The following is a 22,231-nucleotide window of genomic DNA, read 5'->3' on the forward strand; positions in this document are numbered from 1 at the left end:
CATGCCGGAGAAACGCGTCACCGTGGCCAGCAAGGTGGGCCTGCACGCCAGGCCCGCGGCGACGGTCGCCAAGGCGGCCGCGGCGCAGCCCGTCGCGGTGCACATCGCCAAGGCGGGCGGTGACCCGGTCGCGGCCGGCAGCGTGCTGAACCTGATGACGCTCGCCGCCGGTTACGGCGACGAGGTCATCATCAGTGCCGAGGGTGAGGGGGCCGAGGCGGCCGTCGACGCCATCGCCGAGCTGGTGGCGACCGACCTCGACGCCTGATCCCCATCCCTGCCGAAGCCCGGGCCGCCCCGACCGGCCCGGGCTTCGTAGGGTGTTGGCATGGAAAGCGTGCGCAGGATCGAACAGTGGCCGGTGGACAACGCCGCCACGGCCGTGGTGACCGCCGCCGGTGACGTGCTGGGCACGCACGGCGACCCGACGAAGGTGTACCGGCTGGCGTCGGTGACCAAACCGCTCACGGCCTACGCCGCGCTGATCGCCATCGAAGAGGGCGTCGTCGAGCTCGACACCCCCGCCGGGCCGGAGGGCTCCACGATCCGGCATCTGCTCGCGCACACCTCGGGCCTGGCCTTCAACGAGCACAAGGCGATGGCCGCGCCCGGCAACCGGCGCCTGTACTCCAACGCCGGCTTCGAACAGCTCGCCGACGCGCTCACCGAGCATTCCGGCATCCCCTTCGCCGACTATCAGGCGGAGGCGCTCTTCCAGCCGCTGGGCATGAAGGCGACCAAACTGACCGGCTCCCCCGCTTCGGGCGCGGAGTCCACTGTGGACGACCTGGTCGCGTTCGCCGCCGAACTGCAGGCCCCGAAGCTCATCGCCGCCGAAACGGTGCGCGAGGCGACTTCCGTGGTCTTCCCCGGCCTTTCCGGCGTCCTGCCCGGTTTCGGCCACCAGAAGCCGAACGACTGGGGCCTCGGCTTCGAGATCCGCGATCACAAGAGTCCACATTGGACCGGTTCGTCGAGCTCGCCGCGGACCTTCGGCCACTTCGGGCAGTCCGGCACCTTCCTCTGGGTCGACCCCGACGCCGGTGCGGCCTGCGTCGCGCTCACCGACCGCGCCTTCGGACCGTGGGCGGCCGAGGTCTGGCCGCCCTACACCGACGCCGTGCTGGCGGAGCTGCGCGGCTCTACTCCATGACACGGATCGGCGAACCCGCCTGGAAGGCCGCGATGTCCTCGACCGCGTCGCGGTAGAAGATCTCGTAGGCCTCCCGGGTGACGTAGCCGATGTGCGGGGTGAGCACGACGTTGTCCAGTGTCCGCAACGGATGCTCCGACGGCAACGGCTCCACGTCGTAGACGTCCAGTGCGGCGACCGCGATCTCCTTGCGACGCAAGGCGTCCACCAGTGCGGCTTCGTCCACGATCGGTCCGCGCGAGGTGTTGACCAGCATCGCCGTCGGCTTCATCGCGGCGAGTTCGGGCGCGCCGACCAGCCCGCGGCTGCGGCCGCTGAGCACCAGATGGACCGACAGGACGTCCGCGCGGGCGAACAGTTCGTCCTTCGACACCGCGGTCACCCCGTGCGGGTCGGCCTTCTCCTGGGTGAGGTTCTGGCTCCACGCGATGGTCTCCATGCCGAACGCCTGGCCGATCTTGGCCGCGCCGGCGCCGAGCCTGCCGAGCCCGAGCAGCCCGAGCGTCTTGCCGGACAGGATCGTGCCGACCGTGGTCTGCCAGCCGCCCTCACGCATGTTCCGCGACTCCACCGGCACGTTCCGCGCGGCGGCGAGGATCAGCGCCCAGGTGTGCTCGGCCGCGGGGGCCGCGATGTACCCGGTGGACGAGACGACCACGCCGTTGCGCCGGGCGGCGGCCACGTCGATCGCGGCGTTGCGGTGGCCGGTGCTCACCAGCAGCCTGAGCGCGGGCAGCCGGTCGAGGACTTCGGCGGGGAAGCGGGTGCGTTCGCGCATCGCCACCACGACCTCGAAGTCGCGCAGGCGGCCCACCACGTCGGCGGGATCCGCGAACGGCTTCGTGAACACCTCGATCTCGGCGCCGAGGGAGTCCCAGTCCCCGAAACCGAGCGCCACTTCCTGGTAGTCGTCGAGAATCGCGATCTTCATGCTCCCCAGGCTAGAGTCGGCGCCGAGACCATGCCTGGGGAGGCCACCATGATCCTGGAAGTCCGCACCTACCGGCTGCAGCCCGGGACGAGCGAGGAATTCCTCCGCGTGATGCGCGAAGAGTCCGTTCCCCTGCTGGAGCGCGCCGGGCTGCGGGTCGTCGACTTCGGACGGTCGCTGGTCGCCGAGGACGGACACGAAGAGGCCTACCTGATCCGCGCATTCGGCTCTCTCGAAGAACACGAACGGCAGGAACGCGAGTTCTATGGCAGTGAGGCCTGGCTGACGGGCCCGCGCGAGGCGATCGTCTCGCGGATCGAGAGCTACCACACGATCGTCATGGAGACCTCCGAAGAGGCGGTCAAGGCGCTCGGACAACGGTGACTGGAGGAACGGATGCACGAGGGCGGGATCCTGGCCTGGACCGAAGCGGAGCGGCTGAGCTTCGCCGATCTGCTGGAGGGGCTCGACGACAAGGACTGGTCCGCGAAGACGTTGTGTCCGGAGTGGACGGTCCACGCGATGGCGGGCCATCTGGCGCAGACGACCAGGAACCGGCTCAAGGACACCCTCGCCGGTATCGTGAAGGCCAAGGGGAACTGGGACCGGATGAACACCGGCCAGGCCATCGCCTACGCCGCCCGGTTCTCCCCCGCCGAACTCGTCGCCCAGATCCGCGAGGACGCCGGATCGGCCCGCCGCTCGCCCGGCGCCAAACCGATCGACCCGCTCGCCGACGTGCTCATCCACGGCCAGGACGTCGCCCGCCCGCTCGGTATCGCGCGGCCGATGCCGGAGAAGCCCGCCATCGCGGCGCTGGAGCACCTGCTCGTCAGCCCGTTCTGGGGCGCGAAGAAACGCTGCAAGAGTCTCCGGCTGATCGCCACGGACGCCGACTGGACCGGCGGAACGGGCCCCGAGGAAGTCCGGGGCCCGCTCGTCGACCTGCTCCTGTCCGTGAGCGGCCGGAGCACCGGGCTGGCCACCTTGACCGGCCCGGGCGCGGCGCTGCTCGGCGCCCGCTGAGTCCTACCAGCGCGGGACGAACACGTCGACGCGCACCAGGTGGTGGTCCGAGGCGTCGTTGAGCCGGGCCAGCGGTGAATCGGGCAGCGGCCAGAAGACCTCGGCACGCCAGGGGAACAGGCCCTTCGACGGCAGGACGTAGTCGATCCGCAGGTTCCCCGGCGCCTTGTCGTTGAAGTCGCCGGTGTCGAAGTACGGGTCGCCCTTCTGGCCGATGTTGGCGCCCGCCTGGTCCTGAGCGGCCCGTACGCCGCCTTCGCTCCCCGGCCGGGTCTCGATGACGCGCGGCGCGTTCAGCAGGCGTGAGATGGCGCCTGGGACGCTGTCGCCGTCGAGCGGGTCGGAGTTGTGGTCGCCGGCGATGACGAACTTCTCGTGCGCGCCCAGCCCGCCGCGGCGGCCGCGGTCGTCGTGGATGTAGCGGCCCTTGCCCGGGGTCACGTAGTCCGCCCAGAAGCGGATTTCGTCGTTGTTGCGGGTGCCGTTGCGGTCTTCGGGACCGTCGAAGGTGGGCGGCGTCGGATGCGCGGCCAGGAAGTGCACGGTCGAACGGCCGACCCGGATCGGAACGTCCCAATGGGACTTCGACGACAGGCGCAGCACGTCGAGCGCCTGCGGCGAGTACCAGTCGTTCGGCGCGGGGGTGGCCGGGTCGTCGGGCAGCAGCGCGCCCGGCATGTCCTTCCAGAGGAACTTCTGGAACGTCCGCACACTCTTGGTGTCGATCGGGTACTTCGACAGCACGAGCATGCCGTACTGGCCCTCGAAGAGACCGAAGCCGTGCGCGTCGTTGCCGCCGCCGACCTTGCCGTCGCGGTCGAGGTCGAAACCGGTCGCGACGCCGGTGTTCGAGGGCGCGGTGAAGGCGTACGGGTAGTCGATCGGGGCGGCGCCGTTCTGGCCGCGCATCAGGTAGTTCTCGCGGAACAGGTCCGCGGCGCGGTTGCCGGGCACGTAGTCGAATTCGTTGATCAGCAGCACGTCGGGCCGGTTGCGCTGGATCACCTCGGCGACCTCGTTCGCCTGCGCGTTGCCCGGCTGCGACAGGTCGGTCACGAGCTGACCGGCGGCCCCGCGGTTGAGCGAAGCGTTGTACGTCGCGAAGCGGACGTTCTGCCCGGCGGCGGCTTCCGCCGGTGTGGCGGCCAGCAGCGTCCCGGCGAGCAAGGCGCCCGAGGTGAGCACGGCGGCGATGCGTTTCACGTTCCTTACCTCCCAGAGTTCGAGGCGACCTTACGCATCCGTCGTGACCGGTGGGGGGTGGTTCAGGTGAACAGCGTCTCTTGAACACGTTCAAAATCTGGGCTACGGTTCTTCTTGAACACGTTCAAAAGGAGGTCCCCATGCAACCCGTAGTCATGGCCTACGCGCTCTACCTGGTCATCACCGTGCCGTTGACCGTGCTGGTCGCGCGCACGCTGAGCAGGCACGGCAAGACGTTCCTGGAAGACGTCTTCCAGGACAAACAAGCGCTGGCGCATTCGGTGAACCAGCTGCTCGTCGTCGGGTTCTACCTGGTCAGTCTGGGTTTCGTGACCCTGTTCCTGACCAGCGACGACACCGTCCTCGACGCACGCGACGTCTTCGAGATGCTGTCGGTCAAGGTCGGCACCGTGGCGCTCGTGCTCGGCGTGATGCACGTCGGGAACGTGCTGGTGTTCAACGGGATCCGGCGCAAGCACCTCAGCCACGCGACCGAACGGCCCGCGCCGGTGCCGCCGCCCTACCCCGGCTACCCGGCGCCCGCTCCGCACCCCGCGCCCTGACCGGATAACGTGCAGTGGTGGCGAAGAGTGAGGAAACCAGGTCACTGATCGTGGCGACCGCGTTGCGGCTGTTCGCGGAGAACGGCTACGACCGCACGACCATGCGGGCCATCGCCGCCGAAGCGGGCGTGTCGGTCGGGAACGCCTACTACTACTTCGCCTCGAAAGACCAGCTGATCCAGGGTTTCTACGACGAGATCGCCAAGGCGCACCTCACGGCCGCGCGTCAGGCGATCGAAGGTGAGCGGGACTTCAGCGCCCGGCTCAAGACGGTCCTGCTCACCTGGCTCGACGTCGCCGAGCCGTACCACCGCTTCGGCACCCAGTTCTTCGTCAACGCCGCCGACCCGGACTCGCCGCTGAGCCCGTTCAGCGAGGAGTCTTCGCCGGCGCGGGACGCCTCCGTCGGCCTGATGCGCGACGTCATCGCCGACTCCGACGTCAAACTCGACCCGGATCTGCGCGACGACCTGCCCGATCTGCTGTGGCTGTACCAGATGGGGGTCGTGCTGTTCTGGGTCCACGACCGGTCCGCCGGGCAGAAACGCAGCCGGATCCTGGTGGAACGGACGGTGCCGCTGATCGCGCGGCTGGTGGGGCTTTCGCGGTTGCGGGTGCTGCGCCCGGTCAGCCGGGAGATCGTTTCGCTGATCCGGGACCTGTCGAAGCGGGACGACGTCGCCTGACACGCGTTTAGTCCTCTGAATGCGATAGGGGAAAACCGCATCCAGAGGACTAAACGCGGCGTGGGTCAGGACTCCCGGACGGTCCGGAAGTACAGGAACCGCGGTTCGGTCCGCAGTTTCGCGTACCACCGCGGATCCGATTCGGCGATCGCCTCGTCCGGCATCGGCTCGACCAGCCTGTCGACGGCGAACCCGGCGTCCCGCACCGCGCCGAACGTCCAGCTCAACGGCCGCCGGTAGAAACGGACCTGCTGCCCCGGCGGGAACTCGTCCTCCAGGAGTTCGAGCTGGAAGTAGTTCCGCTTTTCGAACCACCGCCAGTCCTCACCCGGATGATGCACCGAGAACACCAGGAGCCCGCCCGGTTTGAGCACCCGCCGGAACTCCGCCAGCGCCGGCGCCCACTCCTTCAGGTAGTGCAGCACCAGCGACGCCGTGATGACGTCGATCGAGGCGTCCTCCACGAAGGGCATCGGCCGCGACACGTCCGCCGTCTCGAATTTCGCGACGTGCCCGAACTTCTCCCTGGCGACGGCGACCATGCCCGAGCTGGCGTCGACACCGAGGACGTCCGCGCCCTTCTCCGCGAGCAGGGCGCTCAGGTGTCCCGCCGCGCTGCCGACGTCCAGCACCCGTTTGCCCGCCACGTCCCCGGCCAGCTCCACGATGGCGGGACGGTCGTAGTGGGCGTTGGTGCTGCTGGTCTCGGCGTGCGCCGCGTAGAGCCGCGCGAACCCGTCGTACTGGGCCGCGCGCGCCCGCTCGATGATCTCGTCGACCACGTCGTTCTTGGCGTCGGCGTAGTGCTGGATGTACTTCCAGGTGCGCGACGCCAGTTCGCGTTTCTTGGCCTCGTAGAGCTTCCGCTCGTCCTCGTGCGCGATGAGACGGTCGCGGAAGAGGCGGTAGCGCTCGGTCTGGCCGTTGTCCGGCGAATAGACGTGCAGGTTGATGTTCGTGTCCGGACCTTTGAAGCAGCGGTGTTTCTCCCAGTCCGGCTCGCGGATGACGAGTTTGTAGCCCTCGGCCTCCAGCTGCGGCACGTAGGTTTCCTCGTCGTCCGAATCCGCGACGATCAGCATGATGTCGATGATCGGTTTCGCGCACAGTCCCGGCACCGACGTGGAGCCGACATGCTCCAGGACCAGCGCGCGTTCCCCCAGGATCCCCCTGATGCGCTTGACTTCCCGGTCGAACAGCTCAGGCCACTCCGGGTCGTACTCGGCCAGGGTGACGGTGGAATTCATGACCGGAGCCTCATCGACCCAGGAGTTGTTGATGTCTTCTTCGGTGTAGTGGTCTCGATCGGGTTTAGGCATCGACCCCTTGTTCCTTCCTCAAGGCAGTCGGCCAGATTATCGAACCCAGGCGATCTTGTCAGGCGCTTTCACCGAAGAAGGTTCCGCCCACCGGTCCGTGAAGGCCTCCACCCTGAAGGTCAATGCAAGAAACTTGAGCGATGTCGCTTGGGTGTCCACAGAGGACGGTTGCTCGGTGGAATTGTCCGATTGGTGACCTTTTGACGCTGTTCTGGGGTACACGAAGGTCCCCTTCCTTGCGTCTAGCGCAAGGAAGGGGACCTTCATGTACCCCAGCCGCCCGACGGGCCGACACCTCACCCGCTACCTGCGCAAACGTGACCCGCTCGGGTGGAGCGTTGTCGATGAAGGATTGGGGACGTTCACTGTCCCAAATCCTTCATCAACGAATCCAAGTCCCTCAAGGAGGCCTTCACCACCCGCCGAGCCGTGCGACCTGGCCTCCCGTGGTCCGCTCAGCCGATCGGCAGGGACAGGATCCCGCCGGTCGCCTCACGCAGCGCGTCCCGCATCTCCGCCCGCGGCGCCGGCTGCCCGGTGAAGTACTCCGACTGCCCGAAAGCCTGATGCAGCAACATGTCCAGCCCGGTCGCGAGCCGCCCGCCCCGCTCGGCGACGGCTTCGGCGAGCGCGGTCGGCCAGGGGTGGTAGATGACGTCGAGGACGCATCCGATCCCGGACAGCTCCGCGAGATGCGGCCGCACGGCGTCCGGGGGCACGGTGTTCACCAGCACCGCCGAATCGGCCGCGAGCTTCCCGAAGTCGGCTTCGGCCCAGCGCAGGACCTCGACGTCGAGCCCGGCCCGCTGGGCCGCCTCGACCGTTTCCGCCGCCCGTGCCGGATCCCGCACGACGAGCCGGACCGTCCGCACGCCGAGCGAGGCCAGCCCGACGACGGCCGCGGCGGCCGTCCCGCCCGCACCGAGGACGACGGCGGCGTCGTCCGGGCCGGGCGAGTACTCCCCCGCGATCCGCAACGCCTCGGTGACGCCGTCGACGTCGGTGCAGTCCGCCAGCCAGCCGGATTCCCGGCGCACCAGCGTGTTCGCCGCGCCGACCGCCGCCGCGCGTGGCGTGACCTCGTCGGCGTAGTCCAGCGCGGCCCGTTTCCCGGGCATCGTCACCGAGAGCCCGGTCCACTCCGGACCGAGACCGTCGACGAACGCGGGCAGCCCCGGACCGTCCATCTCGACCCGCTCGTAGGTCCAGCCGTCCAGGCCCAGCGCGCGGAACGCGGCACCGTGCAGGACGGGCGAGAGCGAGTGTTCGACCGGTTTCCCGAGGATCGCGGCCTTGCGGTCAGATGACACCGCGCCTCACCGCGTCATCCCGGTTCTTCCGGTGATCCTCGAAGGTCACCGCGAAGCAGGAAAGCCCGTTCTTCTCGCATTTGACGAAGAACAGCCACTCCCCTGCCGTCGGCTTCAGCGCGGCCTGGATCGCCTCCGCGCTCGGGACCGCGATCGGTGTCGGAGTCAGGCCGACCGACTTGTAGGTGTTGTAGGCGCCCGCTTTTTCCCGTTCTTCGGGTTTGGTGAGCAGGGTCGGCCGGTCGAGGACGTAGTTGATCGTCGAGTCCATCTCGAGCCGCATCTTCTCGTCGATCCGGTTGTAGATGACCCGCGAGATCTTCCCGAAGTCGGCCTTCACCGCCTCGCGTTCGATGATCGACGCGATGACGAGCGTCTCGTACGGCGTTTTGCCCTCGCCCTTCGACTGCTCGCTCAGCCCGGCGTTGAGGATGCGCTCCGCCGACGTCTTCACGACGTAGGTGAGCAGTTCTTCGGCCGTCCAGCCGGGTTTGATGTTGTAGATACCCGGGGCGATCAGTCCTTCGAGGCGCCGGTCCTTGTGCTCGGCGTTCGTCGCGGGCTCGATGGCCCACGCCGGGACGCCCAGTTTCGCCAGATCCGCGGTCTCGATCGTCTTGCGCAGTTCCTCGACCGGCACACAGGTGCTCGTGCCGTTCAGGTCGGCGCAAGAAGCCTTGGACAGCAACGTGTACACCCCGGGCGTCACCTTGCCGTCGGGCTGGGTGATGTCGTGGAACTGGGTGTACGGCCGGATTTCGACCTGGCCGACCTTCGACGCGGGCGCGATCATCTTCTCGACCGCGCTGGCCCCGGACATCTTCGTCTTCATGACGTAGTAGCCCTGCTGGAGCCGCGAGACGGCGGTGTTGTCCTCGCCCGCCTTCACGAACGCCTTGCCGCTGGCGACCACCCCGGCCGCCTGCAGCCGGTTACCGATCGCCGACGTCGAGTCGCCCTTCTCCACCTGGACGAGGACGTCGCTCTCGCCGGTGCCCTCGTAGTCGTCGTAGCCGAAGATCTCGGTGAAACCGTAGTAGGCGCCGCCGGCGAGCAGGACGAGCACCGTCAGCGCGGCGATCCAGCCCAGCGCGCGCTTCTTCTTGCGCTTCTTGGGTGGCGGCCCCTGACGTTCCGGGCGCTCGTCCTCGATGCGTTCCGGTTCGGCACGGTCCTCGTCGTCGTAGTCCTCGTAATCCTCGTAGTCGTCGTACTCGTCATAGTCGTCGTACGCGTCGTCGCCGAAGATCTCGTTGTATTCCTCTTCGCTGCCCTGAGGCGGCGAAGAAGGAGCCGCGCCGGGGCGCCGGGCCAGCGGCGCCTCCTGGATCGCGGGGAGGATGTCGGTCGGCCGCTCGTCCGGGAGCGGGCCGTCGTCCTCGCGGCGCCTGCGGCGGCCGGGACGGGGGGTCTCGTCCTGGGCGTAGGCGGGCATGCCGATACCCCGGTCACCCGGCTGGAGGGACCGCCGCTGCGGCGCGGGGGGCGGCGGAGGGACCGCCTGTTCCGGGGCCCGCCTGGCCGGGGCCGGACGCGGTGCCCGGGGCGGCGGCTCGTCGGCGGCGCGCCGGGCCCGCGGTGGTGGCTCTTCCGGTGACCGGCGGGCCCTCGGCGGTTCTTCCGACGGACGCCGTACGGGCGGTTCCTCCCGGATGTGCCGTCGTCCCGTCGGCTGGGGCTCGGGCCGTCGACGTGGCGGGGCCGGTGGCTGGATGGCCTCTTCAGGCTCCCGCAACCGTCGTCTTCCGCCCTGACGGCGTTCGGGCCGGCCGTGGGGCTCGGTCATGTGTCGCCCTTCCGTGCGCGATGTGCCGCTACCGCGTCGATCCACGCCTGCAGGATCTCGACCGCGGCCGCCTGATCGACGACGGCACGTTGCTTACGTCCCTTCACCCCACGCTGCGACAGCATCCTGGATGCCGTCACCGTGGTCAACCGCTCGTCGGCCAGTCGCACCGGTACCGGCGCGATCCTGGCGGCGAGCTTCCCGGCGTAGTCGAGTGCCGCTTCGGCCGCGGGGCCGTGACGGTCCTTGAGCGTCCTCGGCAAGCCGACGACGACTTCGACCACGTCGTGTTCCGTGACGAGTTCGACGAGCTGGTCGACGTCCTTGTCGCCCGCCGCGTCGCGAGTGAGGGTAACGAGCGGGCTCGCGAGGATGGGGTCGGGATCGCTGAGCGCGATCCCGACCCGGACGGATCCGACATCCACCCCGAGCCGCCTGCCGCGCCCCGGATCGGACTCCCCAGGCCGATCCGGGCGCCGCTGAGGGGCGTCGTCAGCCAACTTGGGCGACCGCCGCGCGCAGGGAGGCGATGGCCTGGTCGGCCCCGGCCGGGTTGGTGCCCCCGCCTTGGGCCATGTCCGGCTTGCCGCCGCCACGGCCGCCGATCGCCTCGGCGAACGACGGGACGAGCTTGCCCGCCGCGACGCCCTTCTCCTGCGCCGCCTTCGTGGTGGCGACGACGAAGGCGACCTTCTCGCCCTGCGGGGCGAACAGCGCGACGACGCCGGGCCGGTTGCCGAGCCTGCCGCGGATGTCCGAAGCCAGCGCGCGCAGACCGTTCGAGTCGACGCCTTCGCCGAGCTTCTCCGCGACGACCGCGATCCCGCCGATGTCCTCGGCCTTGTCCGCGAGCGAGCCCGCCGAGCCGAGCACCTGCTGGGTGCGCAGCTGCTCGATCTCCTTCTCGGCGTTCTTGAGCCGGGTGAGCACGTCGTCGATGCGCGACGGCAGCTGCTCCGAAGGCACCTTGAAGGTGTTCGCGAGCTGCGAGACGAGCAGCTGCTCCTTGCGGACGTACTTGAGCGCGTCCGTGCCGACGAGCGCCTCGACACGGTGCACGCCGGAACCGATGGACGAGTCGCCCACGAGCTTCACCAGGCCGAGCTGGCCGATGCGGTCGACGTGGGTGCCACCGCAGAGTTCGCGGGAGTACTCGCCCATGTCGACGACGCGGACGTCGTTGCCGTACTTCTCGCCGAACAGCGCGACCGCGCCCAGTTCGAGGGCCTTGTCCTTCGTGGTGACGAAGGTGTTCACCTCGACGTTGGTCTGGAGATAGTCGTTGACCTCCTCCTCGACCTCGGTGAGCACGTCGGCCGACACCCCGCCGGAGGTGGTGAAGTCGAAGCGCATCCGGCCCGGCGAGTTCAGCGAACCGGCCTGCGCCGCGCGCTTGCCGTACGCGCCGCGGACGGCGGCGTGCACCAGGTGCGTCGCGGAGTGCGACCGCTCGATCGACAGGCGGCGGTGCTGGTCGACCGAACCGGTCAGCGCACTGCCGATGCCGATCTCGCCCTCGGTCACCTCGACCCGGTGCACGAACAGGCCCGGCACGATCTTCTGCACGTCGTGGACCTTGAGCTCGACGCCGTCGCCGAGCAGCACGCCGGTGTCGGCGACCTGGCCGCCGCTCTCGGCGTAGAACGGCGTGCGGTCCAGGACCAGCTCCGCCTTCTTGCCCGCGCCGACGCGGGAGACCGGCACGCCGTCTTCCAGCAGCGCGACGACCTTCGCCTCGGCCTGCAGGTCGGTGTAGCCGAGGAACTCGGTCTCGCCGTGCTGCTCCAGCACCTTGCGGTACTCGGACAGATCGCCGTGACCGGTCTTGCGCGACGCCGCGTCGGCCTTCGCGCGCTGCCGCTGCTCGTTCATGAGCGTGCGGAAGCCCTCTTCGTCGACGGTCAGGCCCTGCTCGGACGCCATCTCCAGGGTCAGGTCGATCGGGAAGCCGTAGGTGTCGTGCAGCTGGAACGCCTTGTCGCCGGCCAGCAGCGAGCCACCGGAGCGCTTGGTCTCCTCGGCCGCGAGGTCGAAGATGCGCGAACCGCTGGTGAGCGTGGAGAGGAAGGCCTCTTCCTCGACGCGCACGACGTCCTCGATGCGGTCGAACCCGGAGACCAGCTCGGGGTACGTCGGGCCCATCGTGTCGCGGACGACCGCGGCGAAGGCGGGCAGCACCGGCTCGTGCACGCCCAGCAGGCGCGCGGAGCGGATGATGCGGCGCAGCAGGCGGCGCAGCACGTAACCGCGGCCGTCGTTGCCCGGGGTGACGCCGTCGCCGATGAGCAGCACACCGGTGCGCGCGTGGTCGGCGATGACGCGGAAACGGACGTCGTCGGTGTGGTCGGAGCCGTAGCGGCGGCCGGAAAACTTCTCGGCGCGGCCGATCACCGGGCGGACGAGGTCGGTCTCGTAGACGTTCTCGACGCCCTGCAGGATCGTCGCCACGCGCTCGACGCCCATGCCGGTGTCGATGTTCTTCTTCGGCAGTTCACCGATCGGCTTGTGGCCGTGCTTCGGGCTCTTGTCGCCCCGCACGTCCTGCATGAAGACGAGGTTCCAGATCTCGATGTAGCGGTCCTCGTCGGCGACCGGGCCGCCCTCGCGGCCGTAGTCGGGGCCGCGGTCGTAGTAGATCTCCGAGCACGGGCCGCCGGGACCGGGCACGCCCATGTCCCAGTAGTTGTCCTTGCCGTCACGGGACTGGATGCGCTCGCCGGGCAGGCCGGTGAGCTTCTTCCACAGACCCGCCGCCTCGGCGTCGTCCTCGTAGACGGTCGCCCAGATGCGCGCCGGGTCGAGGCCGTAGCCGCCTTCGCTCTGGGGCTTGGTGATCAGCTCCCAGGCCGCCTCGATGGCGCCTTCCTTGAAGTAGTCGCCGAAGGAGAAGTTCCCGGCCATCTGGAAGAAGGTGTTGTGCCGGGTCGTCTTGCCGACCTCGTCGATGTCCGGCGTGCGGACGCATTTCTGGACGCTGGTCGCGCGCGGGTACGGCGGCGGGGCCTCGCCGAGGAAGTACGGCTTGAACTGGACCATGCCGGCGTTGACGAAGAGCAGGTTCGGGTCGTCGAGGATCAGCGGCGCGCTCGGGACGCGCGTATGTCCCTTGTTCTCGAAATGGCTCAGAAAACGCTTGGTGATTTCGTGTGTTTCCACGGGATCGTCCTTGTATACGGGCTCGCGCGAAGGCGCTGGGAATGCGGACAGGCGGGAACGGCGAAGGGCTGGGGATCTTCCGGTCGCGGACGCGACCCGATCAGCCCTCCGCCCGGCGAGCTCGCCGGACCGGGCGCCGCGACTGCGCCGCGTGCCTGCCCTCGGTCACGGGGGCCGTGCTCAAGCCGGTCCGTTCGGACACCATGTCGTGCAACTCCTGTTCCCGCTCGCTCATCCCGGCGCGGACCTCCGCGCCGAACGAACCGACGGCGCCCGCGAGTTCCCGCACGGCGTCGCCCAGGTTCGAGGCTAACCCCGCGGGCGTGGCCTGGCGAGCGGTTTCCGTCGCTTTGCGTGACAGGGCGACGCCGGCGACCACGCCGACGCCGAGCCAGAACAGGCGCTTCATTTGCGGCCCCGCTTCCTCGCCGGACGGGAGGCTTTCGCTTCCGCCTTCTTCCGGCGGGCCTTGATGGCCTTGCTGAGGCCGTAGGACAGCGCGGCCGTCTTCACCAGCGGACCGCCGAGCGTCGCGGTGAACACCGACGACAGCGCGGACACGTTGCCGGAGACGGCCTGCGCGTTGGCCGTGATGCCGTCGACCCGCTCCAGCTGCGTGTTGACGTGCGTGATCGTCTCGTTCGCGCCGATCAGCAGCGGGTCGGTGTTCTCGTGCGCCTTGCGGATGGCGATCGTGGCCTCGTCCAGGGTCCGGCCGAGCTTGAACAGCACGATCGCCAGCAGCACGACGAGTACGACGAATGCTCCTGCGGCGATCAGCGCGGCGATCTGCCCTGCCGACACGGGCCCTCCTCAAGGGTCTGCGGTCTTGGTGCTCGTGAGGTTACCGCGCAGGCGGCCTTCCGGCGGTGCCACCCCGCCGGACGGTCACTCAGCGTCCACAAGTGACCTCGGCGGAGCGCTCTGGCCGAGGCGATCGAGTTTGTGCCAGGGCAGCCGGGCGCCCGCCAGCGCCGTCATCACCGACTGGATCACCACGAGGTACATCAGCTGGCGGTAGACGAACTGTTGCAGCGGAAGGAAAAGCAGCGGGCGCAGCGATTCCCGGTCGAGCCGGAAGGCGATCACGCCCGGGACGAGCTGCAGCAGCAGGAACACCGACCAGTACAGCAAGGCCGTCTTCCAGTCCCCGGTCAGCACGCCGAAAAGGGCGGCCACGTCGACGAACGGCGCGAGCACGGGCAAGGCCACCTGGAACAGCAGCAGATACGGGATGCCACGGCGGCCGAGCCTGCCCGCCGCGCCCTTGGCGACGACCGCGCCCCGGTGCTTCCAGATCGCCTGCAGCGTGCCGTAGCACCAGCGGTAGCGCTGTTTCCACAGCTGCCCCAGCGTCGCGGGCGCCTCGGTCCAGGCGCGGGCCTCCTGTTCGTAGACCACGCGCCAGCCGTCGCGTTCCAGCGCCATCGTGAGGTCGGTGTCCTCGGCGAGGGTGTCCTCGGGGACACCGCCGAGCGCGAGCACCGCCGACCGGCGGAAGGCCCCGACCGCGCCGGGCACCGTCGGCATGCACTCGCCGACGTCGTACATCCGCCGGTCGAGGTTGAAACCGATGACGTATTCGATGTGCTGCCAGCGGCCCAGCAGACCGCCGCGGTTGGCGACCTTGGCGTTGCCGGAGACCGCCCCGACGGAGGGGTCCGCGAACGGCTGGATCACCGCGCCCACGGTGCCGGGTTCGAGCACGGTGTCGCCGTCGACCATGACCACCAGTTCGGTGCGGGCGGCGGCGAGACCGGTGTTGAGCGCGGCCGGTTTGCCCGCGTTTTGTTGCCGGATCAGCGTGACGCGGCGCAGGGCGAGCCGCTCGACGACGTCGGCGGTGCCGTCGGTGGACCCGTCGTCGACCACGATCACCCAGGTCGGATGGTGGTCGGAGGCGAGGATCGAGCGGATGGTCGCCTCGATCCCGGCCTCCTCGTTGTAGGCGGGGACGATCACGGTCACCGGCTCCCGCACTGGCGGGCGCGAGGGCGCGGCCCTGCCCCGTCTGACGTGGATCGCCGTGGTGACCAGCACCAGGACGGTGCGCAGGAGGGCGAGCGCACTCGCCGCGACGAGCAGCCAGCCCAGCACCGTCGAGAGGGCTTCGCCCGTCTGGACGGCGGCGATCAGGAGCCAGCCGCCGAAGCGGGTCAGCCCGTCCACTCCGGCCGTGGTCCCGGTGAGCCCGGCAGCCCCGCTGACGGTGTCGAACCGCCAGCCCTTGGCCTTGAGCTCGGGGATCACGCGGTCGAGCGCGGCGAGGGTCTCCGAACGGTCGCCGCCCGCGTCGTGCAGGAGGACGACGGCGCCGTCGTCCGTCCGAGGGGTGATCGCGGCGGCGACGGCGTCGACGCCGGGCCGCCGCCAGTCCTGGGAGTCGAGTTCGGACAGCACGACCAGCCTGCCCTCGCCGCCGAGGCGGGTCGCCGCGCGCCAGCCCGCGTCGTCCACCGCGTCGGCGGTCGAGGAATACGGCGGCCGGACCAGTGAGGTCCCCGTCCCGGCGGCACCGGCGATGGCGAGGTCGGTGGCCCGGAGTTCGATCTGCGCCCGGACGTCGCCCGCCGCGCCGAGGTCGGTGTGGGTGGCGGTGTGGTTCCCGAGTTCGTGACCGCGGTGGACGATGTCCGCCGTCAGCCCGGGATGACGCGTCACCTGCCCGCCCGTCACGAAGAACGTGGCGTGGATCCCGTGCCGCGCGAGGACGTCGAGGACCCGCGGCGTCCATTCCGGATCGGGACCGTCGTCGAAGGTGAGCGCCACGGTCTTGGGCTGTAGCCGGGATGTGACGGGCTCGGCCCCGCGCGGGTCGATGATCGGGCCGCCGTCGCGTACCGCGGCCGGGACCTGCGTCGCGGCCACGGTCCTGGGTGTCCCGTCGGCGGCGAATCCGCCGCCGACCAGGGCGGTCAATCCCAGCAGGACGGTGACGGCGAACAGCAGGGTCGCCAGCAGCGCCCAATGCGCTTTGGGCGGCGGCAATCGCCGATGGTGGGACAAGGGGGTTTCCTCGGGGTCAGTGCCCGTTGCCGGGAGGCGCGGTCTTCGTCTGTCCCGGCGGGACGTCGGGGGCGCGGCTGTTGCGGCGGTCGATCCCCGGCGAGGAGGTGCTCGTGAGCCCCGGCGGCGTCGCCCCGGTCGGGACCGGGTTCACCGGCGGGGTCCGGCCGGCGCTCGTGTCCACCGGCGCGCGCCCGGTGGCGGGCGAATCGGTCGATCCGGGCCGTGAAGACGTGGGCCTGGGGGCGGACGAAGTCGTCTCGGACGGCGCACCAGTGGTCGCCGACGGCGCGGGAGGCGGAGCGGGGATCAACGCGGAAGGCAGGGTCGGCGCCCCGAAAAGCGCCGCCGTGAGAAGGATCCCATAGCCGACGACGACCGCGCAGGCACCGATCGCGATCCGCCGGACGACGGTGCGGCGACGGCCGCTGGGGTCGAGGAACACCGGTCTGGCGGGGTCTCCCCCACTCTCGTTTTCGTTGTGATGATCAGGAAACACGGCCATCCAGGGGTTCGTACGGGCGGCATACTCTAAACACAGTGACGGCCAGGGACCAAGCCCGGAACGGCGGATCGACGCGGTGTCACCGCCCGGCTACGACGCCGAGTCGACCTGTTCGGTTCTTGTGACGTTCATGTTCCTGGGACAAGGTTCCGGCATGCCTGAACTGTCACGCCGTACGTTGCTGGGCGCCACCGGCGCCGCGGCCGCCACCACGCTTCTCCCGCCGTCCGTGCACGCCGCCATGGCCGAACCCATGCGGCGGGGCGGACTCGACGCCATCGAGCACGTGATCGTGCTCATGCAGGAGAACCGGTCGTTCGATCACTACTACGGCAGCCTGCGCGGTGTCCGTGGTTTCTCCGACCCGCGCCCGCTCGAACTGCCGTCGGGCAGATCGGTGTTCGAGCAGCCGAATCCCGCCGGTGGCACGGTGCTGCCGTTCTCGGTGCGCAAGGCGGCCGAGCTCGCTGGCCGGAACGCGGACGACATCCAGTACCTCGGCGACCTCGACCACAGCTGGAACGGCAGCGGCAAGGCGTGGGCGCGCGGCTGGAACAACGGCTGGATCGCGGCGAAGACGCCCGCCACGATGACCTACTACGAGCGCCGCGACATCGCGCTGCAGTACGAACTCGCGGACACGTTCACCATCTGCGACGCCTATCACTGCTCGATCTTCGGCTCCACGAACCCGAACCGGAACTTCCTGTGGACCGGGACGACGGGCTTCGAACCGGGCAGCACGACGAACCGCGCGGTGACGAACGCGGCGTACTCCTACGACCACAAGGGCTACGACTGGACGACGTACCCGGAGCGTCTCGAAGCCGCCGGGGTGCCGTGGCAGATCTACCAGGAATGGGACAACTTCACCGACAACGCGGTCGAGTACTTCGTGCCGTTCAAGAAGGTCGGCACGAAGATCCTGGCGTCGGTCGAGGAGAAGTTCCGCACCACCGAGGAGTTCTACGACGCGCTGCCCAAGAAGACCGCCGAGGAGCGCGCGAAACTGCTGGCGCAGTTCGACGCCGGGGTCGCCAAGCTGACGCCCGCCGAGCGGAATCTGTTCGAGAAGGCGATGTACCGCAGCGAGCCGGAGACACTGGTGACCCGGCTCAAGGCGGACATCCAGGCGCGGCGCCTGCCCGCGGTGAGCTGGCTGGTGCCGTCCGCGAAGGACTCCGAACACCCCGGCGCGTCCACTCCGGTCGGCAGCGCGAACCTGATCTACCGCGTGCTCGACGCGCTGGCGTCCGACCGCGAGACCTGGTCGAAAACAGTGCTGCTGATCAACTTCGACGAGAACGACGGGTATTTCGACCACGTCCCGCCGCCGATGCCGCCCGGGAACGCGGCGAACGACGCGGACCACTTCAACGGCCAGCCGCTCGGCTTCGGCCCGCGTGTGCCGATGACGGTCGTCTCGCCGTGGTCGATCGGCGGCCACGTCGATTCCACCGTGTACGACCACACCTCGGTGCTGCGGTTCCTCGAACGCTGGACCGGGATCGCCGAGCCGAACATCAGCAAGTGGCGGCGGACCGTCGCGGGCGACCTCACCGGCGCCTTCGACTTCTCGCGCGCCGGGCGTCAGCCGCGGGTGAACCGGCCCGGCCCGGTGCCCGCGCCGATCAGCCGCTGGCGGCCGTCCGCCCCGGCGGAGCAGAGCCTGCCCGTGGCCGAACCCGGCAACAGGCCGTCCCGTCCGCTGCCGTACCAGGTGTCGGTGTCCGGCGCGGTGGACAAGTCGGGGAATCTGGCGCTCTCGCTGGCGAACAGCGGCTCGTCATCGGCGCATTTCGCGCTGTACCCGTACAAGGGCGAGTTCGCCGAGCCCGCGCACCGCGACGTGCGCGGCGAGGCGCCGGAACTCGTGAAGCTGGCCGGTGACGAGTACCGCGTCGTCGTCCAGGGACCGAACCGGTCGTGGTGGGAACTGCGCGGGAGCCGGTCCGGGGCCGCCGCCGGCGTCGATGTCCGGACACGCTTCCTGACGTGGCGTTCGGGCGTCGAGTTCAAGCTGTCCAACTCGGGCACTTCGGCGCTGACGCTGCGGCTGTCGTCTTCGCGCTTCACGCGGGTCGTGCGGGTCGGGGCAGGGCGTTCGGTCACGGTGGACTGGCCGGTTTCCGGCGGCTGGTACGACGTTCGCGTGACGGCGGACGGGGATCCGTCGTTCCTGCGGACGCTGACCGCGCGGGTGGAGAACGGGCGGCCCGGCGTCTCCTGCTGACCGTTCCGTGAAGGCCTCCTTCCCTACCCTGAGAGTAGGGAAGGATGCCTTCACGGACCTAAATCGGTTGCGTGCCGGTCGTCGTCGCTCTTAGCGTCGCTTATGGCCGCCACCCTGCACGCGCTCCGGATCGCCGCGCACGATCCGCACGCCCTCGAACGGTTCTGGACCGGACTGCTCGGCCGGGCGATCGAGGACACCGGTTTCCGGCTGAGTTTCGTACGCAGCGACGAACCGAAGACCCGCCAGAACCAGATGCATTTCGACCTGACGAGCGAGTCGCTGGACGACCAGCGCAGGACGGTCGCGAGGGCGCTCGAACTCGGCGGACGGCATATCGACGTCGGCCAGCTTCCCGAAGAGGAGCACGTCGTGCTCGCCGACCCCGAGGGCAACGAGTTCTGCGTCATCGAGCCGGGCAACGACTTTCTCGCCGAATGCGGTTTCGTCGGCGCCATCGCGAGCGACGGTTCGCAGGAGGTCGGGTACTTCTGGAGCAAGGCACTCGGCTGGCCGCTGGTGTGGGACCAGGACCAGGAGACCGCGATCCGCTCGCCGCACGGTGGCCCGAAGATCACGTGGGGCGGTCCGCCGTTCACCCCGAAGACCGGACCGAACCGGCTGCGTTTCGTTTTGACCGGAACGCTTTCCGAAGTGGAGCGGCTGGTTTCGCTCGGCGCTGCCCGGCTCGGCTCCGGGGATGACGGGCAGGTGGAGATGGCGGATCCCGACGGGAACGAGTTTTCCTTCCTGATACGGGAAACGGCGGCATAACACGATCCTGATGCAGCCGGCAGTATGGCCCGTCTCGGCAAAGCCGGACCTGACGAACCACAGGTACGCTCCGCCGTACGGCACAGGATGGAAATTGGTCTACACCTATTGACGCGCGCCAGGTCGGCGGCTCAAGCTGCTGTGACCGAGGGCCATCTTCCACTGTCGGAGGTTCGGCGTGCCAAGGAGAACCAGGAAACTACTCCCCCTGCTGGCGTCGCTCATCACGCTGGCCGGACTCATGATCGTCGTCATCACCCCGTCCACGTCGAGCGCGGCAGGCCACGAGGACTGTCGTCCCGACGGGCTGTACCGGACACCCGGCGTCGACACCCCCTACTGCACCGTCTACGACACGAACGGCCGGGAATCCCTGGGAGAAGGGCATTCCCGCCGCGTGATCGGTTACTTCACCAGCTGGCGCACCGGGAAGAACGGCGCGCCCGCGTATCTGGCGAACAACATCCCGTGGACCAAGGTCACCCACCTCAACTACGCGTTCGCGCATGTCGACGCGCAGAACAAGGTATCGGTCGGCGCCCCGGGCCCGAACAACGAGTCCATCGGCATGGAATGGCCGGGCGTACCCGGCGCCGAGATGGATCCCTCGTTGCCCTACAAGGGACATTTCAATCTGCTGAACAAGTACAAGAAGCAGTACCCGAACGTGAAGACGCTCGTTTCGATCGGCGGCTGGGCCGAGACCGGCGGCTTCCTGAACCCGGACGGCACGCGTAACGCGTCGGGCGGGTTCTACAAGATGACGCAAAGCCAGGCGAGTATCGACACCTTCGCGGATTCCGTCGTGAAGTTCTTGCGCGACTACGGATTCAACGGCGCGGACATCGACTACGAGTACGCGACGTCGGCGAACTACGCCGGCAACCCGGACGACTACTGGATCGCGCAGTCCAACCGGGGCACCCTCTGGGCGGGCTACGAGAACCTGATGCGCACGTTGCGCCAGAAGATCGACCAGGCCGGCGCCGCCGACGGCAAGCACTACCTGCTGACCGCGGCCGTCCCCGCGTCCGGCTGGCTGCTGCGCGGCCAGGAGGTCTACGGCGTCACGCAGTACCTCGACTACGCCAACATGATGAGCTACGACCTGCACGGCGCGTGGAACCAGTTCGCCGGGCCGAACGCCGCGCTCTACGACAACGGCAAGGACGCGGAACTCGCGCACTGGCAGGTGTACACGACCCCGCAATACGACGGGCAGGGCTATCTCAACACCGACTGGGCGTATCACTACTTCCGCGGCGCCATGCAGGCCGGCCGGATCAACATCGGCGTCGGGTTCTACACCCGCGGCTGGCAAGGCGTTTCCGGCGGGACGAACGGTTTGTGGGGCACCGCTCCACTGCCGGACCAGAAGCAGTGCCCACCGGGAACCGGATCCCAGGTCGGCTCGACCGTGCCGTGCGGCAACGGCGCGATCGGCATCGACAACCTCTGGCACGACATGAGCCTGACGGGCGCCGAGGTACCGGCGGGCGCGAACCCCATGTGGCACGCGAAGAACCTCGAGAACGAGATCACCCCGGACTACCTGGAGAAGTACGGGCTGGACCCGAAGAACAACCCGAAGGACCGGCTCTCCGGCTCCTACAACAGGTTCTACGACAACACGATGGTGACGCCGTGGCTGTGGAACAACGACAAGAAGGTGTTCCTGTCCACTGAGGACGAAGAGTCGCTCGCCACGAAGGCCAAGTACGTGGCCGACAAGGGCATCGGCGGCATCATGATCTGGGAGCTGGCGGGCGACTACGCCTTCGACAGCGCCAAGGGTCAGTACTTCATGGGCGACACGCTGATCACCAAGATCAACGACGGCTTGCGCGGCGCCGCCCCGTACGGCAACGCCAAGTCGCCGCGTCCCGCGCCTTCGTCGGTGCTGAACGCGCACATCAACCTGACCGGTTTCGCCCTGGGCGACGCGAACTACCCGATCACCCCGCGGATGCGCATCACCAACAATTCGACCACCACCATCCCCGGTGGGACGAAGATCGAGTTCGACTACGGCACGAGCGCGCCCGGCAGCATGTCCGACCAGTCCGGCTTCGGCCTGACGGTCACCAGCAAGGGCCACAGCGGGCCCAACGTCGGCGGCATGAAGGGAGACTTCCAGCACGTCGCGGTGACCGTGCCCAGCTGGCAGACCATCGCCCCGGGCGCCACGATCGAGATCCGGCTGAACTACTACATGCCGATCGCGTCGCCGTCGAACTTCACCTTCACCTTCGGCGGGACGACGTACGCTATCGCGTCGGACAACCCGCGTGGTGGCGGCACCCCGCCGACGACCACGACCACACCGACGACGGGAACCACGACCACGACCACGACCACCAGTCCGACCACCACGACCCGGACGACCACCACCACGCCGACGACGACCACCTCGGTGCCGTCGGATGCCTGGAAGCCGGGTGTCGACTACGCCACCGGCGCCAGGGTGACCTACAACGGCACGGCGTACGTGTGCCGTCAGGGCCACCGGTCGCTGGCCGGCTGGGAGCCGCCGAACGTGCCCGCCCTCTGGGCACCTGCCTGATCGACCCCGGCAGCGCG

The 22,231-nt window shown here is 69.0% G+C and carries 20 protein-coding genes; 9 read left to right on the forward strand and 11 right to left on the reverse strand.

All coding sequences use genetic code 11. From position 1 onward, the window contains the following. Window position 1: 1 nt before the first annotated feature. Window positions 2–268: an HPr family phosphocarrier protein gene (locus tag DMC64_RS31050; protein WP_007031200.1), complete on the forward strand. Its 267-nt coding sequence runs from the start codon at window positions 2–4 to the stop codon at window positions 266–268. A gap of 60 nt (window positions 269–328) precedes the next feature. Next, window positions 329–1,153, forward strand: a complete 825-nt coding sequence (locus DMC64_RS31055) for a serine hydrolase (protein ID WP_125736401.1) — start codon at window positions 329–331, stop codon at window positions 1,151–1,153. On the opposite strand, the gene DMC64_RS31060 is transcribed toward DMC64_RS31055, so the two are convergent. Then, window positions 1,143–2,084, reverse strand: a complete 942-nt coding sequence (locus tag DMC64_RS31060) for a D-2-hydroxyacid dehydrogenase family protein (RefSeq protein WP_125736402.1) — start codon at window positions 2,082–2,084, stop codon at window positions 1,143–1,145. The genes DMC64_RS31055 and DMC64_RS31060 overlap by 11 nt on opposite strands. Before the next feature lie 48 nt (window positions 2,085–2,132). On the opposite strand from DMC64_RS31060, the gene DMC64_RS31065 reads away from it, so the two are divergent. Both DMC64_RS31065 and DMC64_RS31070 read left to right on the forward strand, forming a co-directional pair. Next, complete coding sequence (locus DMC64_RS31065; protein ID WP_037343915.1) at window positions 2,133–2,468, forward strand: NIPSNAP family protein; 336 nt, start codon at window positions 2,133–2,135, stop codon at window positions 2,466–2,468. Window positions 2,469–2,480: 12 nt separating this feature from the next. After that, window positions 2,481–3,110 carry a maleylpyruvate isomerase family mycothiol-dependent enzyme gene (locus tag DMC64_RS31070; protein ID WP_125736403.1) on the forward strand — a complete coding sequence of 210 codons (630 nt, stop codon included), beginning with the start codon at window positions 2,481–2,483 and terminating at the stop codon, window positions 3,108–3,110. Between the two features lie 3 nt (window positions 3,111–3,113). Here the strand turns inward: DMC64_RS31070 and DMC64_RS31075 are convergent, their stop codons facing one another. After that, the gene (locus tag DMC64_RS31075) at window positions 3,114–4,313 is read right to left on the reverse strand and encodes an endonuclease/exonuclease/phosphatase family protein (protein ID WP_125736404.1); all 1,200 of its coding nucleotides are present in this window, start codon (window positions 4,311–4,313) and stop codon (window positions 3,114–3,116) included. Between the two features lie 140 nt (window positions 4,314–4,453). Between DMC64_RS31075 and DMC64_RS31080 the strand changes: the two genes are divergently transcribed. Both DMC64_RS31080 and DMC64_RS31085 read left to right on the forward strand, forming a co-directional pair. Continuing rightward, window positions 4,454–4,876, forward strand: coding sequence for a hypothetical protein (locus DMC64_RS31080; RefSeq protein WP_038515630.1), 423 nt, complete (start codon window positions 4,454–4,456; stop codon window positions 4,874–4,876). A gap of 17 nt (window positions 4,877–4,893) precedes the next feature. After that, entirely contained in the window at window positions 4,894–5,562 is a 669-nt protein-coding gene (locus tag DMC64_RS31085; protein ID WP_037344521.1) for a TetR/AcrR family transcriptional regulator, read from the forward strand. Between the two features lie 65 nt (window positions 5,563–5,627). Here the strand turns inward: DMC64_RS31085 and DMC64_RS31090 are convergent, their stop codons facing one another. The 9 genes from DMC64_RS31090 to DMC64_RS31130 form a co-directional block, all read right to left on the reverse strand. Further along, the gene (locus DMC64_RS31090) at window positions 5,628–6,881 is read right to left on the reverse strand and encodes a GrpB family protein (protein ID WP_125736405.1); all 1,254 of its coding nucleotides are present in this window, start codon (window positions 6,879–6,881) and stop codon (window positions 5,628–5,630) included. A gap of 455 nt (window positions 6,882–7,336) precedes the next feature. Then, a complete protein-coding gene (locus tag DMC64_RS31095; RefSeq protein ID WP_233629890.1) occupies window positions 7,337–8,167 on the reverse strand; it encodes a shikimate dehydrogenase in 831 nt (276 codons plus the stop codon). A gap of 13 nt (window positions 8,168–8,180) precedes the next feature. After that, window positions 8,181–9,626, reverse strand: a complete 1,446-nt coding sequence (gene mltG / locus DMC64_RS31100) for an endolytic transglycosylase MltG (RefSeq protein WP_125736407.1) — start codon at window positions 9,624–9,626, stop codon at window positions 8,181–8,183. 347 nt (window positions 9,627–9,973) lie between these two features. After that, complete coding sequence (ruvX, locus tag DMC64_RS31105; protein ID WP_043848020.1) at window positions 9,974–10,477, reverse strand: Holliday junction resolvase RuvX; 504 nt, start codon at window positions 10,475–10,477, stop codon at window positions 9,974–9,976. After that, window positions 10,470–13,133: an alanine--tRNA ligase gene (gene alaS / locus DMC64_RS31110; protein WP_125736408.1), complete on the reverse strand. Its 2,664-nt coding sequence runs from the start codon at window positions 13,131–13,133 to the stop codon at window positions 10,470–10,472. The genes ruvX and alaS overlap by 8 nt, the downstream gene beginning before the upstream one ends. Window positions 13,134–13,233: 100 nt before the next feature. Continuing rightward, the gene (locus DMC64_RS31115) at window positions 13,234–13,542 is read right to left on the reverse strand and encodes a hypothetical protein (protein WP_037343894.1); all 309 of its coding nucleotides are present in this window, start codon (window positions 13,540–13,542) and stop codon (window positions 13,234–13,236) included. Further along, on the reverse strand, window positions 13,539–13,937 hold the full coding sequence (locus DMC64_RS31120) for a DUF948 domain-containing protein (RefSeq protein ID WP_037343892.1): 399 nt from the start codon (window positions 13,935–13,937) through the stop codon (window positions 13,539–13,541). The genes DMC64_RS31115 and DMC64_RS31120 overlap by 4 nt, the downstream gene beginning before the upstream one ends. An 84-nt stretch (window positions 13,938–14,021) precedes the next feature. After that, on the reverse strand, window positions 14,022–16,121 hold the full coding sequence (locus DMC64_RS31125; RefSeq protein WP_233629882.1) for a bifunctional polysaccharide deacetylase/glycosyltransferase family 2 protein: 2,100 nt from the start codon (window positions 16,119–16,121) through the stop codon (window positions 14,022–14,024). A 34-nt stretch (window positions 16,122–16,155) separates the two neighbouring features. Further along, on the reverse strand, window positions 16,156–16,644 hold the full coding sequence (locus DMC64_RS31130; RefSeq protein ID WP_125736410.1) for a hypothetical protein: 489 nt from the start codon (window positions 16,642–16,644) through the stop codon (window positions 16,156–16,158). 154 nt (window positions 16,645–16,798) lie between these two features. Between DMC64_RS31130 and DMC64_RS31135 the strand changes: the two genes are divergently transcribed. The 3 genes from DMC64_RS31135 (at window position 16,799) to DMC64_RS31145 (ending at window position 22,214) form a co-directional block, all read left to right on the forward strand. Further along, complete coding sequence (locus DMC64_RS31135) at window positions 16,799–18,877, forward strand: phosphocholine-specific phospholipase C (protein ID WP_037344518.1); 2,079 nt, start codon at window positions 16,799–16,801, stop codon at window positions 18,875–18,877. 102 nt (window positions 18,878–18,979) lie between these two features. Next, a complete protein-coding gene (locus DMC64_RS31140; protein WP_125736411.1) occupies window positions 18,980–19,651 on the forward strand; it encodes a VOC family protein in 672 nt (223 codons plus the stop codon). 178 nt (window positions 19,652–19,829) lie between these two features. Beyond that, window positions 19,830–22,214 (forward strand): glycosyl hydrolase family 18 protein, encoded by a 2,385-nt coding sequence (locus DMC64_RS31145; protein ID WP_125736412.1) that lies wholly within the window; start codon window positions 19,830–19,832, stop codon window positions 22,212–22,214. Window positions 22,215–22,231: the final 17 nt, after the last annotated feature.

The sequence above is a fragment of the Amycolatopsis sp. WAC 04197 genome (assembly GCF_003947475.1).
Classification (GTDB): Bacteria; Actinomycetota; Actinomycetes; order Mycobacteriales; family Pseudonocardiaceae; genus Amycolatopsis; species Amycolatopsis japonica.